At 66.5% G+C, this 14,960-nt stretch carries 15 protein-coding genes; 9 read left to right on the top strand and 6 right to left on the bottom strand.

Annotation, left to right across the window (positions count from 1 at the left end):
• The first annotated feature begins 66 nt into the window (after nucleotides 1–66).
• On the top strand, nucleotides 67–1,023 hold the full coding sequence (locus tag AC1DSD_RS13850) for a helix-turn-helix domain-containing protein (RefSeq protein ID WP_478030871.1): 957 nt from the start codon (nucleotides 67–69) through the stop codon (nucleotides 1,021–1,023).
• Nucleotides 1,024–1,369: 346 nt separating this feature from the next.
• Here the strand turns inward: AC1DSD_RS13850 and AC1DSD_RS13855 are convergent, their stop codons facing one another.
• Complete coding sequence (locus AC1DSD_RS13855; RefSeq protein WP_478030873.1) at nucleotides 1,370–2,695, bottom strand: sigma-54-dependent transcriptional regulator; 1,326 nt, start codon at nucleotides 2,693–2,695, stop codon at nucleotides 1,370–1,372.
• Complete coding sequence (locus tag AC1DSD_RS13860) at nucleotides 2,692–4,476, bottom strand: sensor histidine kinase (RefSeq protein WP_478030875.1); 1,785 nt, start codon at nucleotides 4,474–4,476, stop codon at nucleotides 2,692–2,694. Before AC1DSD_RS13860 ends, AC1DSD_RS13855 begins: the two co-directional genes overlap by 4 nt.
• 197 nt (nucleotides 4,477–4,673) lie before the next feature.
• On the opposite strand from AC1DSD_RS13860, the gene AC1DSD_RS13865 reads away from it, so the two are divergent.
• Genes AC1DSD_RS13865 through AC1DSD_RS13875 form a run of 3 tightly spaced genes read left to right on the top strand, consistent with a single transcriptional unit; the run spans nucleotide 4,674 to nucleotide 10,138 of the window.
• Nucleotides 4,674–6,014, top strand: a complete 1,341-nt coding sequence (locus tag AC1DSD_RS13865) for a dicarboxylate/amino acid:cation symporter (protein WP_478030877.1) — start codon at nucleotides 4,674–4,676, stop codon at nucleotides 6,012–6,014.
• Between the two features lie 33 nt (nucleotides 6,015–6,047).
• Nucleotides 6,048–9,206: a TonB-dependent receptor domain-containing protein gene (locus AC1DSD_RS13870; RefSeq protein ID WP_478030878.1), complete on the top strand. Its 3,159-nt coding sequence runs from the start codon at nucleotides 6,048–6,050 to the stop codon at nucleotides 9,204–9,206.
• Between the two features lie 2 nt (nucleotides 9,207–9,208).
• The gene (locus AC1DSD_RS13875; RefSeq protein ID WP_478030879.1) at nucleotides 9,209–10,138 is read left to right on the top strand and encodes a PEP-CTERM sorting domain-containing protein; all 930 of its coding nucleotides are present in this window, start codon (nucleotides 9,209–9,211) and stop codon (nucleotides 10,136–10,138) included.
• Nucleotides 10,139–10,189: 51 nt separating this feature from the next.
• Here the strand turns inward: AC1DSD_RS13875 and AC1DSD_RS13880 are convergent, their stop codons facing one another.
• The gene (locus AC1DSD_RS13880) at nucleotides 10,190–10,462 is read right to left on the bottom strand and encodes a hypothetical protein (RefSeq protein ID WP_478030880.1); all 273 of its coding nucleotides are present in this window, start codon (nucleotides 10,460–10,462) and stop codon (nucleotides 10,190–10,192) included.
• Nucleotides 10,463–10,617: 155 nt separating this feature from the next.
• Between AC1DSD_RS13880 and AC1DSD_RS13885 the strand changes: the two genes are divergently transcribed.
• From AC1DSD_RS13885 to AC1DSD_RS13900, 4 genes are all read left to right on the top strand, one after another.
• The gene (locus AC1DSD_RS13885) at nucleotides 10,618–11,328 is read left to right on the top strand and encodes a response regulator (RefSeq protein ID WP_478030881.1); all 711 of its coding nucleotides are present in this window, start codon (nucleotides 10,618–10,620) and stop codon (nucleotides 11,326–11,328) included.
• Nucleotides 11,325–12,659, top strand: a complete 1,335-nt coding sequence (locus AC1DSD_RS13890) for an ATP-binding protein (protein WP_478030883.1) — start codon at nucleotides 11,325–11,327, stop codon at nucleotides 12,657–12,659. The genes AC1DSD_RS13885 and AC1DSD_RS13890 overlap by 4 nt, the downstream gene beginning before the upstream one ends.
• Before the next feature lie 49 nt (nucleotides 12,660–12,708).
• Nucleotides 12,709–12,864, top strand: coding sequence for a hypothetical protein (locus AC1DSD_RS13895; RefSeq protein ID WP_478030885.1), 156 nt, complete (start codon nucleotides 12,709–12,711; stop codon nucleotides 12,862–12,864).
• Nucleotides 12,865–12,925: 61 nt separating this feature from the next.
• Nucleotides 12,926–13,270, top strand: a complete 345-nt coding sequence (locus AC1DSD_RS13900) for a hypothetical protein (RefSeq protein WP_478030887.1) — start codon at nucleotides 12,926–12,928, stop codon at nucleotides 13,268–13,270.
• A 34-nt stretch (nucleotides 13,271–13,304) separates the two neighbouring features.
• Here the strand turns inward: AC1DSD_RS13900 and AC1DSD_RS13905 are convergent, their stop codons facing one another.
• Genes AC1DSD_RS13905 through AC1DSD_RS13915 form a run of 3 tightly spaced genes read right to left on the bottom strand, consistent with a single transcriptional unit; the run spans nucleotide 13,305 to nucleotide 14,034 of the window.
• Nucleotides 13,305–13,694: a methyltransferase domain-containing protein gene (locus tag AC1DSD_RS13905; RefSeq protein ID WP_478031363.1), complete on the bottom strand. Its 390-nt coding sequence runs from the start codon at nucleotides 13,692–13,694 to the stop codon at nucleotides 13,305–13,307.
• Entirely contained in the window at nucleotides 13,682–13,831 is a 150-nt protein-coding gene (locus AC1DSD_RS13910; protein ID WP_478030888.1) for a hypothetical protein, read from the bottom strand. Before AC1DSD_RS13910 ends, AC1DSD_RS13905 begins: the two co-directional genes overlap by 13 nt.
• A 50-nt stretch (nucleotides 13,832–13,881) precedes the next feature.
• Nucleotides 13,882–14,034 carry a hypothetical protein gene (locus AC1DSD_RS13915; RefSeq protein ID WP_478030890.1) on the bottom strand — a complete coding sequence of 51 codons (153 nt, stop codon included), beginning with the start codon at nucleotides 14,032–14,034 and terminating at the stop codon, nucleotides 13,882–13,884.
• A 237-nt stretch (nucleotides 14,035–14,271) separates the two neighbouring features.
• On the opposite strand from AC1DSD_RS13915, the gene AC1DSD_RS13920 reads away from it, so the two are divergent.
• Entirely contained in the window at nucleotides 14,272–14,946 is a 675-nt protein-coding gene (locus tag AC1DSD_RS13920; protein ID WP_478030891.1) for a hypothetical protein, read from the top strand.
• Nucleotides 14,947–14,960: the final 14 nt, after the last annotated feature.

Consider the following 14,960-nt stretch of genomic DNA (forward strand, 5'->3'; position numbering starts at 1 on the left):
GGCGAGCAGGTCGGGATCGGCCTCCGCGCGCTCCACTAACGTCGCCGCCGCTGCTAGGAGACGCTGATGCGTTCGTCCCCGCGCCTCCGGCTTCGGCACTTCAAGGCGGATTCGGGCGCCACCAGTCACAGCGCCTGGGTCGAGCGGCCGTGGCCGAGCATCGGCACGCTCTATCGCACGACGCCGCACGAGCCGTTCGCCGCTTCGGCGGTGTCGCTCCTGCTCGGCGATCTGATCGTGCATCGCGCCGATTTCACGGCCCAGCGCTGGGTTCGGGATGCCCAATTGATCGCCGCGAACGATCCCGGGACGTTGAATATCGCCATCACGCTGGCCGGGCGCGCGGCAGGCGTTATGGGCGACCGCCCGTTTCGCACCGGCCCGGGCAGCGTGCATTTCGTCGACCTGTCGCAGACCTCGCGCCACGATTCGAGCGCGAGCCGGACGATCCTGGTGGCCGTTGCTCGACCGCTGGCGACCAGCAACGGCCTCGACGTCGCGGCCTTGCATGGCGTGGTCGTCCGCTCCGCCGCCGGCGCCGCGCTGATCGCCTATCTCGACCGGCTGTTGCAGACCGCCGACGCCTATTGCGAGGAAGACATTCCGCTGCTGTCGCGGACGATCATCGACCTGCTGGTATTGACCGAGCGCTCGGCGGAGCCCGAAAGCGCACAGGCAGTGCGTCGCGCTGCCGCTGCGCACGCCGCCCGGGCGCTGATCGACGCACACCTCGGATCGGCCGGCCTGACCATCGCGCGCTTGTGCCGTGACCTTGGTCTGTCGCGGACCAGCCTGCATCGGTTGTTCGACGACGATGGCGGCGTCCAGGCCTATATCCGAAACCGTCGGCTCGAAGCGGTCCACCAGCTTTTGAGCCAGCCCGGCAGCGACGAGCCGCTACAGGCGCTTGCCGACCTTTACGGGTTCAGCGACGCGGCGCACCTGTCGCGCTCGTTCCGCGCGCGCTACGGCGTCGCGCCCAGCACCTACCGGCGGCAATTGATTGGCCTGACATCGATCTGACGGTGGTTACGCACACGGAACGTGCATTCAAATGCGGTATTTCTTGGCGTGCGAATCGCGCGATGGCACCCACCGGAGCAGCCCTGAAGGTAGAGGAATTCGAGCGATATATCCGCCGAACCGGTCGAGATCTGGCCGACGAAGATCATTAACGCCGCTATCTGAAACACTCGTTCAAGTAAGCGGGCTCCGCATTCAAAGGCGATGACGCGGAATTGCGCTAATGATCCACTCGGTGGCGCTGCGACCGGGGAACGCTGGCCAATCCGCAAGGATGAGGCCGCACCCCAGCATTTCCGGGGGGGGATGTGTCGGCGCCACCGCACTCCGACAGATCGAATCGTCGTCAGGTTCCTCGGTAATTCCCCGGCACGATCCCGTATTTCGCCATCTTGTCGTAGAGTGTCTTGCGCGGCAGCCCGAGCGCGCTCAGCACCGGCTGGATCCGTCCTCGGCTGACTTCCAGCGCGGCACGGATTTCGCTCGCCTCATAGTCGCCAACGCGTTCCGGCAGCGACCGGGCGACGGCGCGACCTGGCAGGTCGTCGGGTGCGATACCCATCACTGCTTCGACCGCGAAATTGCGCAGCTCGCGGACGTTGCCGGGCCAATCGTGATGGCGCAGCCGGCCGCGCGTCACGGCGTCCATGCGCCAGTCGGCCTGGCCGAACTGCTCGGCCGCCTCGCGCGCGAACAGCGCGAACAAGGCCAGCACGTCCTCGCCGCGCTCGCGCAGCGGTGGCACGCGGATGCGCGCTGTGCTTAGTCGATAGAGCAAATCGGCGCGGAACTGCCCCGCTTTCACCGCCTCGGCCAGATCGATCTTGCTGGTCGCGACAACGCGCAAATCGACCGGTTCGGGGCGCTCGGCGCCGATCGGATGGACTTCTCGCTCCTCGAGCACGCGGAGCAGTCGCGCCTGCATCGCCATCGGCATGCTGTCGATCTCGTCGAGCAGCAAGGTGCCGCCGCTCGACGCCGCGATCTGGCCGACGCGCGACAGCCGGGTGTGCGGCACGCTGTCCGAGGCATGGCCGAACAGCTCGATCTCGGCGAGCCCTTCGGGCAACGCGCCGCAATTGACCGCCATCAGCGGGCGCGCACGCCGCCGTCCCCAACGGTGCAGCAAGGTGGCGACCAGTTCCTTGCCGGTCCCGGTCTCGCCTTCGACCAGCACGTCGATATCGGCCTCTGCCAGCTGGCGGACGACGTGGCGCAGCCGCTGCATCGCCGGGCTGTCGCCGATCAGCGGATCGTCGGCGGGCTGCTCGGCGAGCAAGCGCAATCGGCGATTGTCCATCACCAGCGCGCGATGGTCGAGCGAGCGGCGGACCGCGGCGACCAGATGGTCGGTCGCGAACGGTTTGGTCAGGAAATCGGCCGCGCCATCGCGCATCGCTCCCACCGCCATCGCGATATCGCCGTGACCGGTGATCAGGATGACCGGGATCTCGCGGTCGATCGCTGCCACCGCCGCCAGGAATTCGAGCCCGTCCATATGCGGCATGCGGATGTCGCTGACGATCGCGCCGGGAAAGTCGCGAGTGATCGCCGCGACGGCGTGATCGGCGCGCGCGAAGGGCATTACTTCGATCCCGGCAAGTTCGAGCGCCTGTCCGGTCGCCAGCCGCAATGCGTCGTCATCCTCGACGAAGATCACCGGGCCGGTCATGCGGTCTTCAATCGCGCGACGAAAGTGGCGCCCGCCGGACCGGGGCTGTGCGTGATGTCACCGCCGAATTCGCGCGCGATGTCGCGGGCGATCGCCAGCCCGAGTCCAAGCCCTTCGGGTTTGGCCGACGCGAACGGCGTGAACAGGCTCGCCGCGATCGCCGGGTCCAGCCCTGGCCCGGTGTCGGCGACGGTCAGCTCGATCGCCCCGTCGACCGGTGCCGCGGTCAGTATCACGCTGCCGTCGGCGCGCCCGTCGACCGCCTCGATCGCGTTCTGGACGAGATTGATGACAACCTGTTCGAGCCGGGTGCGATCGCCGACCAATGGCGAGGCGAGCAGCCGATCGTCGATCGCGACCCGCACCACGCCCCGCGCGCGTTCGCCGAGCAGGAGCAATACGCCGTCGAGCACCGGCCCCAGCGCTGCGGTGCCGCTCGCGCCCGCGCGGCGCCGCGCAAAGGCACGCAATTCGCCGGTGATCGTGCCGATCCGCGCGGTCAGGTCGACGATCCGCACCAGATTCTCACGCGCATTGCCGGGGGCATTGCGGTCGATGAACGTCGTGCCGTTTTCGGCAAAGGTGCGGATCGCCGCGACCGGCTGGTTGATCTCATGCGCGACCCCGGCGGTGATCTGGCCGAGCGAGGCGAGCCGGTTGGCCTGAGCGAGTTCCTCGCGCGATTCGCGATAGCGGCGGTCGGCCTCGATACGTTCCTCGGACTCGACCACCAGCCGCGCATTGGCGTCGCTCAATTCGGCGGTGCGGCGCTTCACTTCTTCCTCGAGCGCCGCGCGCGCCGCCGCCTGCAACCGCCGCGTCTCGGCCGATCGGATCAGCAAGCCGGCGCCGACCGCGACTACCAGCAGCAGCCCCAGCCCGAGCAACAAAGCCTGGCTGCGCGCCGCCGCCAGCGGCGGATCGAGCGGCGACAAATGGTACAACCGCCCGCCACCGAGCGGCGCGGGTTCGGTCGCGACGCGATAGCGGGTCTTGCCGCCGACCAGCGCTCCGGCACCGTCGAACGCGACAGGCGCGGGTGCCGGTGGAGCATTGCCGAATTGCAGCGTGCGCCTGAGGTCGGCGATGGTCGCCGCATCGATCGGCCGGATCGCATGGAAGCGCCAGTCGGGCACCCCCGTCACCAGGATGACGCCATGCGCATCGACGACGAAGCTCATGCCCGTGTTGCGCGTCCATGCCGCCTCGACGCCGTCGAATTCGACCTTCACCACCACCACGCCGAGCGCGCGGCCATCGCGGTCGACGCGGCGGGCAAGATACAGGCCGGGGCGGCCGCTGACCGTTCCCAAGGCGAAGAATTCGGACGCCCCGTTTGCCATCGCGTCGCGGAAATAGGGCCGGAAGCCGTAATTCTGGCCGACAAAGCTGGCGGGGCTGTTCCAGTTGCTCGCCGCACGCGTCGTGCCCGCGGCGTCGACGACATAGATCGCCGCCGCGTCGGTGCGCTGCGCGAGCTGTTCGAGCGTGCGGTCGAGCCGTGCCTGCGCGGCGCCGCTTCTGTCGCCCAGTGTCGCCGCCATGTCGGGATATTCGACCAGCACCAGCGGCAGCAGACGGAATTTTTGAAGCTCGCTCGACAGCAAGGCGACATGGGTGCGTGCGGTCTGGCGCGCGGTGGCGTCGGCCACCGCCTCCGCCTGCGCCAGCGACCAGCGCGCGCCCACCCAGACCAACAGCGCGGCCAGCGCCAGCAGCACGAGCCCGATCAGCCAGACCCGGCGCCAAGCCGCGCGGACCGAAGGGGCGAAAATCCGCACTATCCCGCCGATAGTGTGCGGGAATCCACACATTTTGTCTGCGAGCGTCGACTGGAATAATCGATAAATTCCATGTTTCTCAGTCTATTAGATCGAAGCGACAAGCCGCTGGCCCGCCTCTCTCCTTGCTGCAAGAATGCACGACCAAGGCCCGGTGACAAGAGCCGCGCGGCTTGCCGCCGCCACAGAGAGGAAGAATGATCGCCCAACCTGTCGAGGTTCCCGCCGCTCGCGCGCGCGCGCCTTTCTACCGTCATCTCTATGCGCAGGTGCTGGCGGCAATCGTGCTCGGCGCGCTGCTCGGCCATGTCTGGCCGGCTGGCGGCGAGGCGCTCAAGCCGCTCGGCGACGGGTTCATCAAATTGGTCAAGATGATCATCGCGCCGGTCATCTTCCTGACCGTGGTCGGCGGCATCGCCGGGATGCGCGAGCTCGGCTCGGTCGGCCGCGTCGCGATCAAGGCGTTCGGCTATTTCCTGGTCTTCTCGACGCTGGCGCTGATCATCGGCCTGGTCGTCGCCAATGTCGTCCAGCCCGGCGCGGGGATGAACGTCGACCCCGCGACGCTCGATATGAAGGCGGTCGCCGGCTATGCCCACGATGCGCACGAGACCAGCGTCACCGGCTTCCTGATGGCGATCATCCCGACCACGATGGTCTCGGCGCTGACCGAAGGGTCGATCCTCCAGACATTGTTCGTCGCGATCCTGTTCGGCATTTCGCTGTCGCTGGTCGGCCGCCCCGCCGAGCCCGTGCTCGAACTGGTCGAGCGGCTCGGCCTCGTCGTGTTCAAGCTCACCAGCATCCTGATGAAAGCCGCCCCGATCGGCGCATTCGGCGCGATCGCCTTCACCATCGGCAAATATGGCGTCGGCAGCCTAGTCAATCTCGGCGCCTTGGTCGCGACCTTCTATCTAACGTCGTTGCTGTTCGTGCTGGTCGTGCTCGGCGCGGTCGCGCGCGTGCACGGTTTCTCGATCCTCAAGCTGCTAGCCTATCTCAAAGCCGAATTGCTGCTCGTGCTCGGCACCTCGTCGTCCGAAGCTGCGCTCCCCAACCTCATCGCCAAGTTGGAAGCGGCGGGCTGCGATCGCGGCGTGGTCGGACTGGTCGTGCCGACCGGTTATTCGTTCAACCTCGACGGCACCAACATCTACATGACTTTGGCGGCGCTGTTCATCGCACAGGCGACGGGGGTGCATCTGTCGCTGGGCGACCAATTATTGCTGATGGCCGTCGCGATGCTGAGCTCGAAGGGCGCCGCCGGAGTCACCGGCGCGGGCTTCGTCACGCTGGCTGCGACCTTGTCGATCGTACCGTCGGTGCCGGTCGCCGGCATGGCGCTGATCCTGGGCGTCGATCGCTTCATGAGCGAGTGCCGGAGTCTGACCAATTTCATCGGCAACGCGGTCGCCGCGATCGTCGTCGCGCGCTGGGAAGGGAAACTCGACCGCACCGCGCTCGACCGCGCACTCAACCAACGCCCACTCATCGAAGAGAATCTCGAAGCGGCCGTCGAGCCGCAGATCATCGCATAACAAACATCGCATAATAAAATAAGGGAGAGTGACATGAACCGATCGATCGGGCGGCGCGCCATGGCTGCGGGCACCGCGCTGGCGGCGCTGACTGCGGCGAACCCCGCATTCGCGCAGGACAAACCCGCCGCAGCGCCGCAAAACCAACCCGCGCCGCAGGATAACGTCCCCGGTCTTACCGACTCGCAAAGCAGCGACAGTCAGGCGAACGGCCAGTCCGGATCCGAAAAGGACATCGTCGTCGTCGGCACCCAGATCCGCGGCGCGAAGACCACCGCCGCTTTGCCCGTCACGGTGATCGGCAGCGACCAGATCGATGCCATGGGCGCGGCGTCGGGCGACGATCTGTTCCGCTCGATCCCGCAGGCCGGCGACGTGACCTTCAACGAAGGCAACAATCCGCAGACCAGCAACGCAGCGCGCGGCGACGTCAATTCGATCAATCTGCGCAATCTCGGCATCGGCTACACGCTGGTGCTGCTCAACGGCCGCCGCCTCGTCTCGCACCCGACCAGCCAGGCGGGCGAAGGCAATGTCCCGGTGCTCGGCTACAATGCCAATTCGCTGCCGGTTGCGGGGCTCGAGCGTGTCGAAATCCTGCGCGACGGCGCCGCCGCCATCTATGGTTCGGACGCGGTCGCCGGCGTGGTCAACACCGTGACCAAGACCGACCTCAACGGCGGCAGCTTCGACTTCCGCTATGGTGGGCCCGAGGGCACCAGCCGCCGCGACTACGAACTGACCGGCACCTACGGCAAGAATTTCGGCGGCGGCCGCGGCAACGTGTCGCTCTACCTCGATTACACCCGACACACCGCGCAGCTCGCCTCGGACCAGCCCTATACCGCAACCGATAATCTGCTCTCGCTGTTCGCGGATAATCCCGCCTTCGCCGGCAACCTGAGCGCGGACGGCCGCGCCACTCAGTCGCCCTGGGCCAACCTCGCCGTGGTCGGCGGCCCGGGCACAATCCGCATGAGCCCGGGCAACAAGGCGCTGACCTCGTCGGCCGGCGCCTTCCACACCCAGTCGGTGCTCAACCCCGGCTGCGTGTTCGTGATCAGCGCCGACACCTGCCTCGGCACCGGCACCCGCGCGACCGCGACGACCTTGCGCTCGGAGCGGTTCGATACGCGTCCGGGCACCTCGGTCACGCCGTCGCTCAATCGTTACAACAGCTTCCTGACCGCGCATTATGACGTGTCGGATCGCGTCACGCTCTATACCGAGTTCGGCTATTACCGCGCTGATACGCAGCGCATCCAGCCGCCGACGATCAACCTCAACGCCATCACGATCCCGGCGTCGAATTACTGGAACCCGTTCGGCCCGGTGAAATTCGCCAATGGCCAGACCAACCCCAACCGCATCCCGGGCCTGACCAACGTCCCCGCCGCCGGCCTGCCGGTGACCTTGAGCACCTATCGCTTCCTCGATGCCGGCTATCAGGTGGTGAACACGGTCAATTGGCAGGATCGCTTCCTGATAGGCGCCAAGGGCAAGATCGGCAGCTTCGATTTCGATACCGGGCTGCTCTATTCGGAGGCCCAGGCGACCGACAGTTCGAACGCGATCGACATGACCAGGCTGCAGAAGAATCTGAGCCTGTCGACGCCCGACGCCTATAATCCGTTCAGCGGCGGTTGCGCTGCATCGCCCAGCCTGGGCGATTGCTCGCCCGCCAGCCAGTCGACGATCGACCAGTTCAAGGTCAATCTGCGCCGCCAGTCCAAGACCACGCTAGGCCTCGCCGATTTCAAGCTGTCCAAACCGGACCTGATCAGCCTGCCCGCCGGCGGCCTGGGTATCGCGCTCGGGATCGAAGGCCGGCGCGAAACGCAGCGCGACGATCGCGACCCGAACCTCAACGGTACCGTGACCTTCACCGATACGGTGACCGGCGCGACCAACCTGTCGAACATCGCCGCGGTCAGTCCGACGTTCAGCACCCATGGCGAGCGTACGGTTTTTTCGGCCTTCGGCGAACTCGCCGTGCCGGTCATCTCGCCCGACATGAACGTGCCGCTGATCCGCCGCCTCGATGTCCAACTCGCCGGCCGCTACGAACATTACAGCGACTTCGGATCAGTGGCGAAGCCCAAGATCGCCGCCGCCTGGGACCTGATCGACGGCATCCGCCTGCGCGGGTCCTATTCGAAGGGCTTCCGCGCGCCGAACCTGGAGCAGACCAACGCGGTCGCTTTTTCGCGGCTCAACACCAACGGCGCCGCATCGACCGATTATTATCGCTGTGAAGCGGATGTTCGCGCCGGGCGGCTGGCGGCCAACAACTTCCCCGGCTGCTCGCGCACGATCGGCTATTCGATTTCGGTCAGCGGCAATCCCGACCTCAAGCCCGAGAACAGCACCAACTGGACCGCGGGCGTCGTCCTCGAACCCAAGTTCATCCCGAGTGAGTATGGCAAGCTGACCTTCACCGCCGATTACTGGTCGATCAAGCAGACCGGAATCGTCGGCCAGTTCGGCGCGCAGAACGCGCTGGTGCTCGATTACTTGCTGCGCCTGCAAGGCTCGAGCAATCCCAATGTGATCCGCGCCGCACCGACCAGCGACGATACGCCGGTCTTCGCCGGCACCGGGCTTGCCCCGGCGGGCGCGGTGACGCTGATCAAAGACCAGTTCGTCAACCTGCTGCCGCAGACGGTGCGCGGCTACGATCTGACCATGCTCTACACGGTCAAGACCGGGTTCGGGCGCTTCAACCTCAACGTCAACGTCGCGCGGCTGACCAAGTATAGCCGCCAGACGCCGCCCGTGGTGCAGGCGCTGTTCGACGCGCGCGCCGCCGGCACCATCAATCCGGCTACCCCGCTGACCGATGCCAGCAGCCTGCTCCAGGTCAACGGCAAGCCCAAATGGCGCTGGTCGGGATCGCTGACCTGGACATTGGGCGGGGTCCAGCTCGGCGGCTACGCCAATTATATCGGCACAGTGTACGACACCAACTTCCTCGATGGCGCGGGCAACCCGTTCGTCGTGGACGGCCAGACCCAGTTCAACCTCTATGTGCAATACCGCTTCCGGAAAGGCCCGATGGACGGCACAAGCTTCAGGGTCGGCGCGCGCAACATCTTCGACAAGCAGCCGCCAGTCACTGAGTCGGGCTATCTCGGCTCGCTCTACGTGCCCTATGGACGCTATTGGTACATGCAGATCGGAAAGAAGTTCTGACGATGAAGCGACTTGCCCTGTTTGGCGCCGCGCTCGGTTTCACACTTGCCACTATCGCCGCCACCCCGGCGGCGGCGCAGGTGGCCCCGCCGCCACCGGCTACGACCGCCGCGCCCCCGGCCGCGACGGCTGCTCGGCCGCGCTCGATCCTGTTCATCGGCAACAGCTTCACCCAAGGGGCGCATTCGGCGGTCAAACGCTATCGCAACAACACCGTGATCGATCTGAACGGCGACGGCTATGGCGGCGTGCCGGCTCTGTTCAAATTGTTCGCTGCCGAATCGGGGCTCAATTATACGGTGGCGCTGGAGACGGATGGCGGCAAGACGCTCGGCTTCCACTGGAACCAGCGCCGTCAGTTGGTCTCCCGGCAATGGGATGTCGTCGTCCTCCAGGAGCTGAGCACGCTCGACCGCGAGCGTCCGGGCGACCCGACCGACTACCGCACCTATGCCCCGCAATTCGCAGCGATGTTCGCGCGCAACAACCCGCGGGTCGACGTCTATCTGATGGCGACCTGGAGCCGCGCAGATCTGGTCTATCTGCCGGGCAGCCCCTGGTCGGGCAAGCCGATCACGGCAATGGCGCAGGATTTGCGCCGCGCGGCCGAGGGGGTTCGCGCGCTGTCGCCTGCGTTCCGCGGCGTCCTCCCTGTCGGGGAGGCATGGAACCGCGCGATCGCGAGCGGAATCGCCGACCCCGATCCCTATAACGGCGTCGCGTTCGGCCAGGTCGATCTGTGGACCTACGACCATTACCACGCCAGTATCTTCGGCTATTATCTGGAGGCGTTGGTCGTGTTCGGCCGCGTCACCGGGGTCGACCCGACCAGGCTGGGCGCCAATGAGCGCGCCGCCGACGATCTCGGCATCGATCCCCGGGTCGCGGTCCAGCTGCAACAGGTCGCCAAGGCGCAACTCGCGCTGCCTTGAGCTGCGAAACGGGCGAGACGGCCTTTGAACTTGGCGGGTGGGGAAGCCCCGTTATTGCCCGATCGCTGGCTCTCCACCCTTCGCTGCGGCCGGCGCCTTCGCCACTTCCACAAGGCAAGCCTTCTTCGTCGGCATCGCAGTCTTGCCCGATTGGTGATGCCCAGCGGTCGGGGTGCATGCCGGACGGTCGCGCATGCGATAGGTGGCCGCAGGGGTCTTGCCGGCCGGGTGCCAGACCAGTTCGTGCGTTTCATCGAGCGATTGCGCGGCGGCGGGCAGCGGCAGGACAAGCGCGGCGGCCACGGCGATCAGGACGGATTTCACATTGGACTCCTTTTTGAAGAGCCCGCTTCCTGCCATTCGGTCCGTCGCGCCGCCTTGCCGCTCCGTAACAAATCATTGCCGGCCCGGGGCGGCAACCTTGAGGGCGGAGCGTCGCGCGACTAGGTCCAGCGCATGACACCGATAGAGGCCGTCCGATGACCGCCCCCAACATCGTCCTGGTCGAGGACGACCCGCCGCTCCGCACGCTCACTACCCGCGCGCTACAGGAGAATGGCTATAATGTCCGGCCCGCCGCGACCGCGCCCGAAATGTGGCGCGCGTTCGAACAAGGCCCCGTCGATCTCGTCCTGCTCGACATCATGCTGCCCGGCACCAGCGGCATCGATTTGTGCCGCGAGCTTCGCCGCACGAGCGAGGTGCCGATCATCTTCATCTCGGCCAAGAGCAGCGAGACCGATCGCGTCGTGGGGCTCGAACTCGGTGCCGACGATTATCTCGCCAAGCCATTCGGCACGCGCGAGCTGGTCGCCCGCATACGCGCCGTCTTGCGCCGCCATGCGATCGAGCGCGGCCCCGCCGATCGCGAGAAAGGCGAGCTCAGCTTCGAGGGCTGGACGGTCAATCTGCCGCGCCGCGAATTGCTGTCGCCGACCGGCGCCGCGGTCGAGCTGACCGGCGCCGAGTTCGATCTGCTCGTCGCCTTGTGCGACAACGCCCAGCGCGTGATCGCACGCGAACGCCTGATCGAGCTGTCGCGCACCCGACTCGGCGACAGTTCGGACCGCAGCGTCGACGTGTTGATCAGCCGTCTGCGCCGCAAATTGTCGAGCGCGGGCAAGCCCGCCCCGATCATCACCGTGCGCGGCGTCGGCTATATGCTCAACGTCGCGGTCGAGCGGCGTTGACGCGCCTGCCCCATCTCACTCTGGGGCTGATCGGCCGCGTCTTCGCGATCCTGCTGCTCGCGGTGCTGGTCGAATATGGCGCCAGCACATTCCTGTATGAGCGCGCCAGCCAGTTCTCGGTGCGCCAGGACGAAGCGCACCGGCTCGCCGAGCACCTCGTCATCGCCAGCAAGCTGATCGAGGAAGCGCCGATCGGCGAGCGCAGCACGATGGCGTCCGAGCTCACTACGTCGCGCTACGCGGTCGCATGGCGCGCGGTACTGCCCAAATCGCCCGCGGTCGCACCGTCGCTCGACAAATTGACCGAGCAAGTGCTCGCCTGGGAACCCGACCTCGATGGGCGCGACCTCCGCCTCAGCCTGACCTCGCCGGGGCGCGACGGCTTCATCACCGGCGCGTTCCGGCTCGACGATGCCAGCTGGGTCACGTTTCGCACACGCCAACCGGTGCGCGCGCTCGACATGGCGGTCAGCCGCATCCTGCTCGCGCTGACCCCGGCGGTCGCCCTGATCCTGATCGGCGGATTGCTGGTGCGCCAGATGCTGCGCCCGATGCGCGATCTTGCCCGCGCCGCCGACCGCGTTGGCCATGGCGAAGTCGAAGCGGTGCCCGAGCGCGGTCCGAGCGAAGTGCGCGATGTGATCGTCGCGTTCAACGCGATGCAGGCGCGCATCCACACATTGATCGCCGACCGCACCCAGGCGCTCGCCGCGGTCGGCCACGATTTCCGCACCCCGCTCGCTCGCCTCCATCTGCGCGCCGACGCGATCGACGAGGAGGAGTTGCGCAACGCGATCCAGCACGACGTGGTCGAGATGGACCAGATGGTCGCGTCGTTGCTTGCCTATCTATCAGGCGAGGACGAAGCCGACGGGGAAGCGCCCAGCGCGACCGACCTCGCGGTGATGTGCGCGACTCTCGCCGATGACGCCGTCGATCGTGGCGGCAAGGCCAAATATCACGGCCCCGATCATTGCGAACTGATCGTCCGCCGCGTCGCGCTGAAGCGTGCGGTCACCAACCTGGTCGAGAATGCGCTTCATTACGGCAAGCGCGTCGACATTCGGCTCGATGCCACTCCCGATCGAGTGACGATCGCGGTCGAGGACAATGGCCCCGGTATCGCGCCAGAGGATCGTGCCCGCGCGCTCGAACCGTTCGTCCGCCTCGACGACGCGCGCGGCCGCGATACGCAGGGGTTCGGCCTCGGCCTCGCCATCGTCCAGCGCGCGGTGGCGGCGCATGGCGGCGAGTTCGCGCTCGATAGTGCGCCGTCGGGCGGGCTCAGCGCGCGGATCACGCTGCCGCGCGGGGCGGCGATCGCCGAGTAGCGCGCCCAGCGGGCTGCCCAGTGGTCGACGAAACTGATATGAATCGACCATGGACCCCGATCCGATCAAGAAATCCGTGCTGAAGAGCACGTATATCGGGATCATCCTGGCGCCGTTCTTATCGGCGTTCATCATCGCCGCCATACTGGCAGCCGGGCCGGCCGAGGTGTGCAAGGCGCTGCGCGGCAAAAAACGGGACGGTTGAGTCCGACCGATGATATTCGTGCGATCGGCTCATTGAGCGGGGCCGACGCCAGGGAGGGCAATTGAGCGACATCGCGATCCGATTAGACGGCCTGTTGCTCGGGCTGGTCCTCGTCGCAGGCGGCGGGATATTCATCGTTGCCGCGCTCTTATCGGCGATCCGGACATTGCTGACCAAACCCGCGGACAAGCGTTCCTGGACAATCACTTCCGATAGCCTGTGGCTGGTCCTGGCGCACGCTGTCGCGCTGGTGCTGCTGGCCGCCTATACCGACAGCCAGACCAGTGCGCCGACCGGCCCGGACTGGATCGACTGGCTGGCGGTGCCGTGGCTTTGTTTCGTCCTGGCAGGGCTAGTCCTGCTCTTTCGTCGGCTACGACACGAAAACAGGCGCGGTGCTGGCTGAGCCGTCACGATCCTCGCGGTATTTGAGTACGGACCTAACGCGGCCCGAGCGGCAACGCCTCGATCACGCGCCGGTGTTGCCCGCTACCGATCGTCACGAACGCCGCGGCATCGGCGCAGAGCAGCATCGCCCGCACCAGTCCCGCAACCCCGCTGGGATCGACCTCATCGAGGCCGCGGTCGAGGCACAGAATGAGATCGCAGCCCTCCTCGCTTTCCTCGTCGACGGCGCGCGCGATCGATCCGATTTCGAAGGTCAAGCCGATCGCCGGGTCGCGCCGGACGAGCGTTGCCGCCCAGGCGCGCTCGATCGCGTCGGGATCGCGATCGACGCCGCGCCCCTCTATCGCGGTGAACCCCAGGTCGCGGGCACGCTTTGCCGTGGCGATCAGCCAGCCGCCGGTGCCGCAGCCTAGATCGACAATGCGGAGCGCGTGCCGGCCCGCAGGCGCAAGTCGCGGAGCACCGCGTCGATCTTTGCGCGGACATCGCCGTCGCTACTCTGCTCGCCCGGCTGCGCAGTCACCGGCCAGCGATCGACGCGATAGGCTGGACTCGCCATCGTTCAACGCTCCTCACCAGGCCGTGGATCGACGCGTTGCCAGAAGGTCGTCAAAGCGACGGATCGCGAAAGCCCCGCGTCGGGTCGGGCGCCGGCGGCGCGTAGTCGCCGACTCGTGGCGCTTGCCGCTTGCCCAACCCGCACGCCATCGCCGCAGCTATCAGGATGCTCGCCAGCAGGGCGATCGTCATTGTTCCGGTCATTTCCATCGCTCATCGCCATCACGCTCGTTGCAGGCGCCGGTCATCGTCGGTGCTGGCAGCAAGATAGGAGAGTCGGCCGTTAAGGTTCGACGGCGATTGCAGCCAGCTCGCATAAGCTAGGCATTAAGGTCGTCGCGATGCGCATCTTGCCAGAATCGGCCCTGCCTGTACGGTCGTTACGGAGGCGTCTACTATGGCCACATGCCTTCCATCGCGCGGCACCTGCGGAATTACATGATGACCGCCGCAATGGGCGGGTTTTTGCTTGCGATCGCAGCGGCCACCTCATCCGGCGCGGTCTGGCAGAGCCCGCCGGCGAGTTCATCGTCATTGGTCGGAACCTATGATGGCCACCAGATGGAAATGGCGGTCGGCCTCGAGCTGCGGGCGGATGGGCGGTTCTACTATGGATTGTCCTATGGCGCGCTGGATGAGAGCGCGAGCGGCACCTGGCGCGTGGAGGGCAATGTTGTCCTCCTGACGAGCGATCCAGTCACACCGCCGAAGTTCACGCTGCTGGAGCAAAGACCCGCATCCGACGGGAAGACGCGTCTCGTGCTCGATTTGCCCAAGGGCTGGACGAGGCAATATTTCGATGCCGAAATCGGCCTCGCCGATGGCCGATCCGTCGGCGGTCCATTGTCCGACGACAGCGACGCGATTCCGTTAGCGCCCGGCGACCGGCCGGTATCGTTGCGCCTGGTATTGGGCGTGTACGAACTTCGTAGCGGTGCCTTTCCCCTCGACGGCACCCCGGCCTCGCGCGTCCACGTCCGGTTCGAGCAGAACGACCTCGGCAAGGTCGCATTCGCCGAGACGCCGTTGCGGATCGATAACGGCAATCTGCTGCTTGACCGCTACGGCCGGTCGATCGTGTTTGGTCGGGTGAGTACAAGCACCGAAGCGAACTGATCTCGTCACCGGCG

This window comes from Sphingomonas sp. P4_D12, from assembly GCF_056401895.1.

Excerpts from the sequence above, each read along its gene's own strand:
- AC1DSD_RS13850 (WP_478030871.1), top strand. The coding sequence starts at position 67 with ATGCGTTCGTCCCCGCGCCTCCGGCTTCGGCACTTCAAGGCGGATTCG.
- AC1DSD_RS13855 (WP_478030873.1), bottom strand. The coding sequence starts at position 2,695 with ATGACCGGCCCGGTGATCTTCGTCGAGGATGACGACGCATTGCGGCTG.
- AC1DSD_RS13865 (WP_478030877.1), top strand. The coding sequence starts at position 4,674 with ATGATCGCCCAACCTGTCGAGGTTCCCGCCGCTCGCGCGCGCGCGCCT.
- AC1DSD_RS13870 (WP_478030878.1), top strand. The coding sequence starts at position 6,048 with ATGAACCGATCGATCGGGCGGCGCGCCATGGCTGCGGGCACCGCGCTG.
- AC1DSD_RS13875 (WP_478030879.1), top strand. The coding sequence starts at position 9,209 with ATGAAGCGACTTGCCCTGTTTGGCGCCGCGCTCGGTTTCACACTTGCC.
- AC1DSD_RS13885 (WP_478030881.1), top strand. The coding sequence starts at position 10,618 with ATGACCGCCCCCAACATCGTCCTGGTCGAGGACGACCCGCCGCTCCGC.
- AC1DSD_RS13895 (WP_478030885.1), top strand. The coding sequence starts at position 12,709 with ATGGACCCCGATCCGATCAAGAAATCCGTGCTGAAGAGCACGTATATC.
- AC1DSD_RS13910 (WP_478030888.1), bottom strand. The coding sequence starts at position 13,831 with ATGGCGAGTCCAGCCTATCGCGTCGATCGCTGGCCGGTGACTGCGCAG.
- AC1DSD_RS13915 (WP_478030890.1), bottom strand. The coding sequence starts at position 14,034 with ATGACCGGAACAATGACGATCGCCCTGCTGGCGAGCATCCTGATAGCT.
- AC1DSD_RS13920 (WP_478030891.1), top strand. The coding sequence starts at position 14,272 with ATGACCGCCGCAATGGGCGGGTTTTTGCTTGCGATCGCAGCGGCCACC.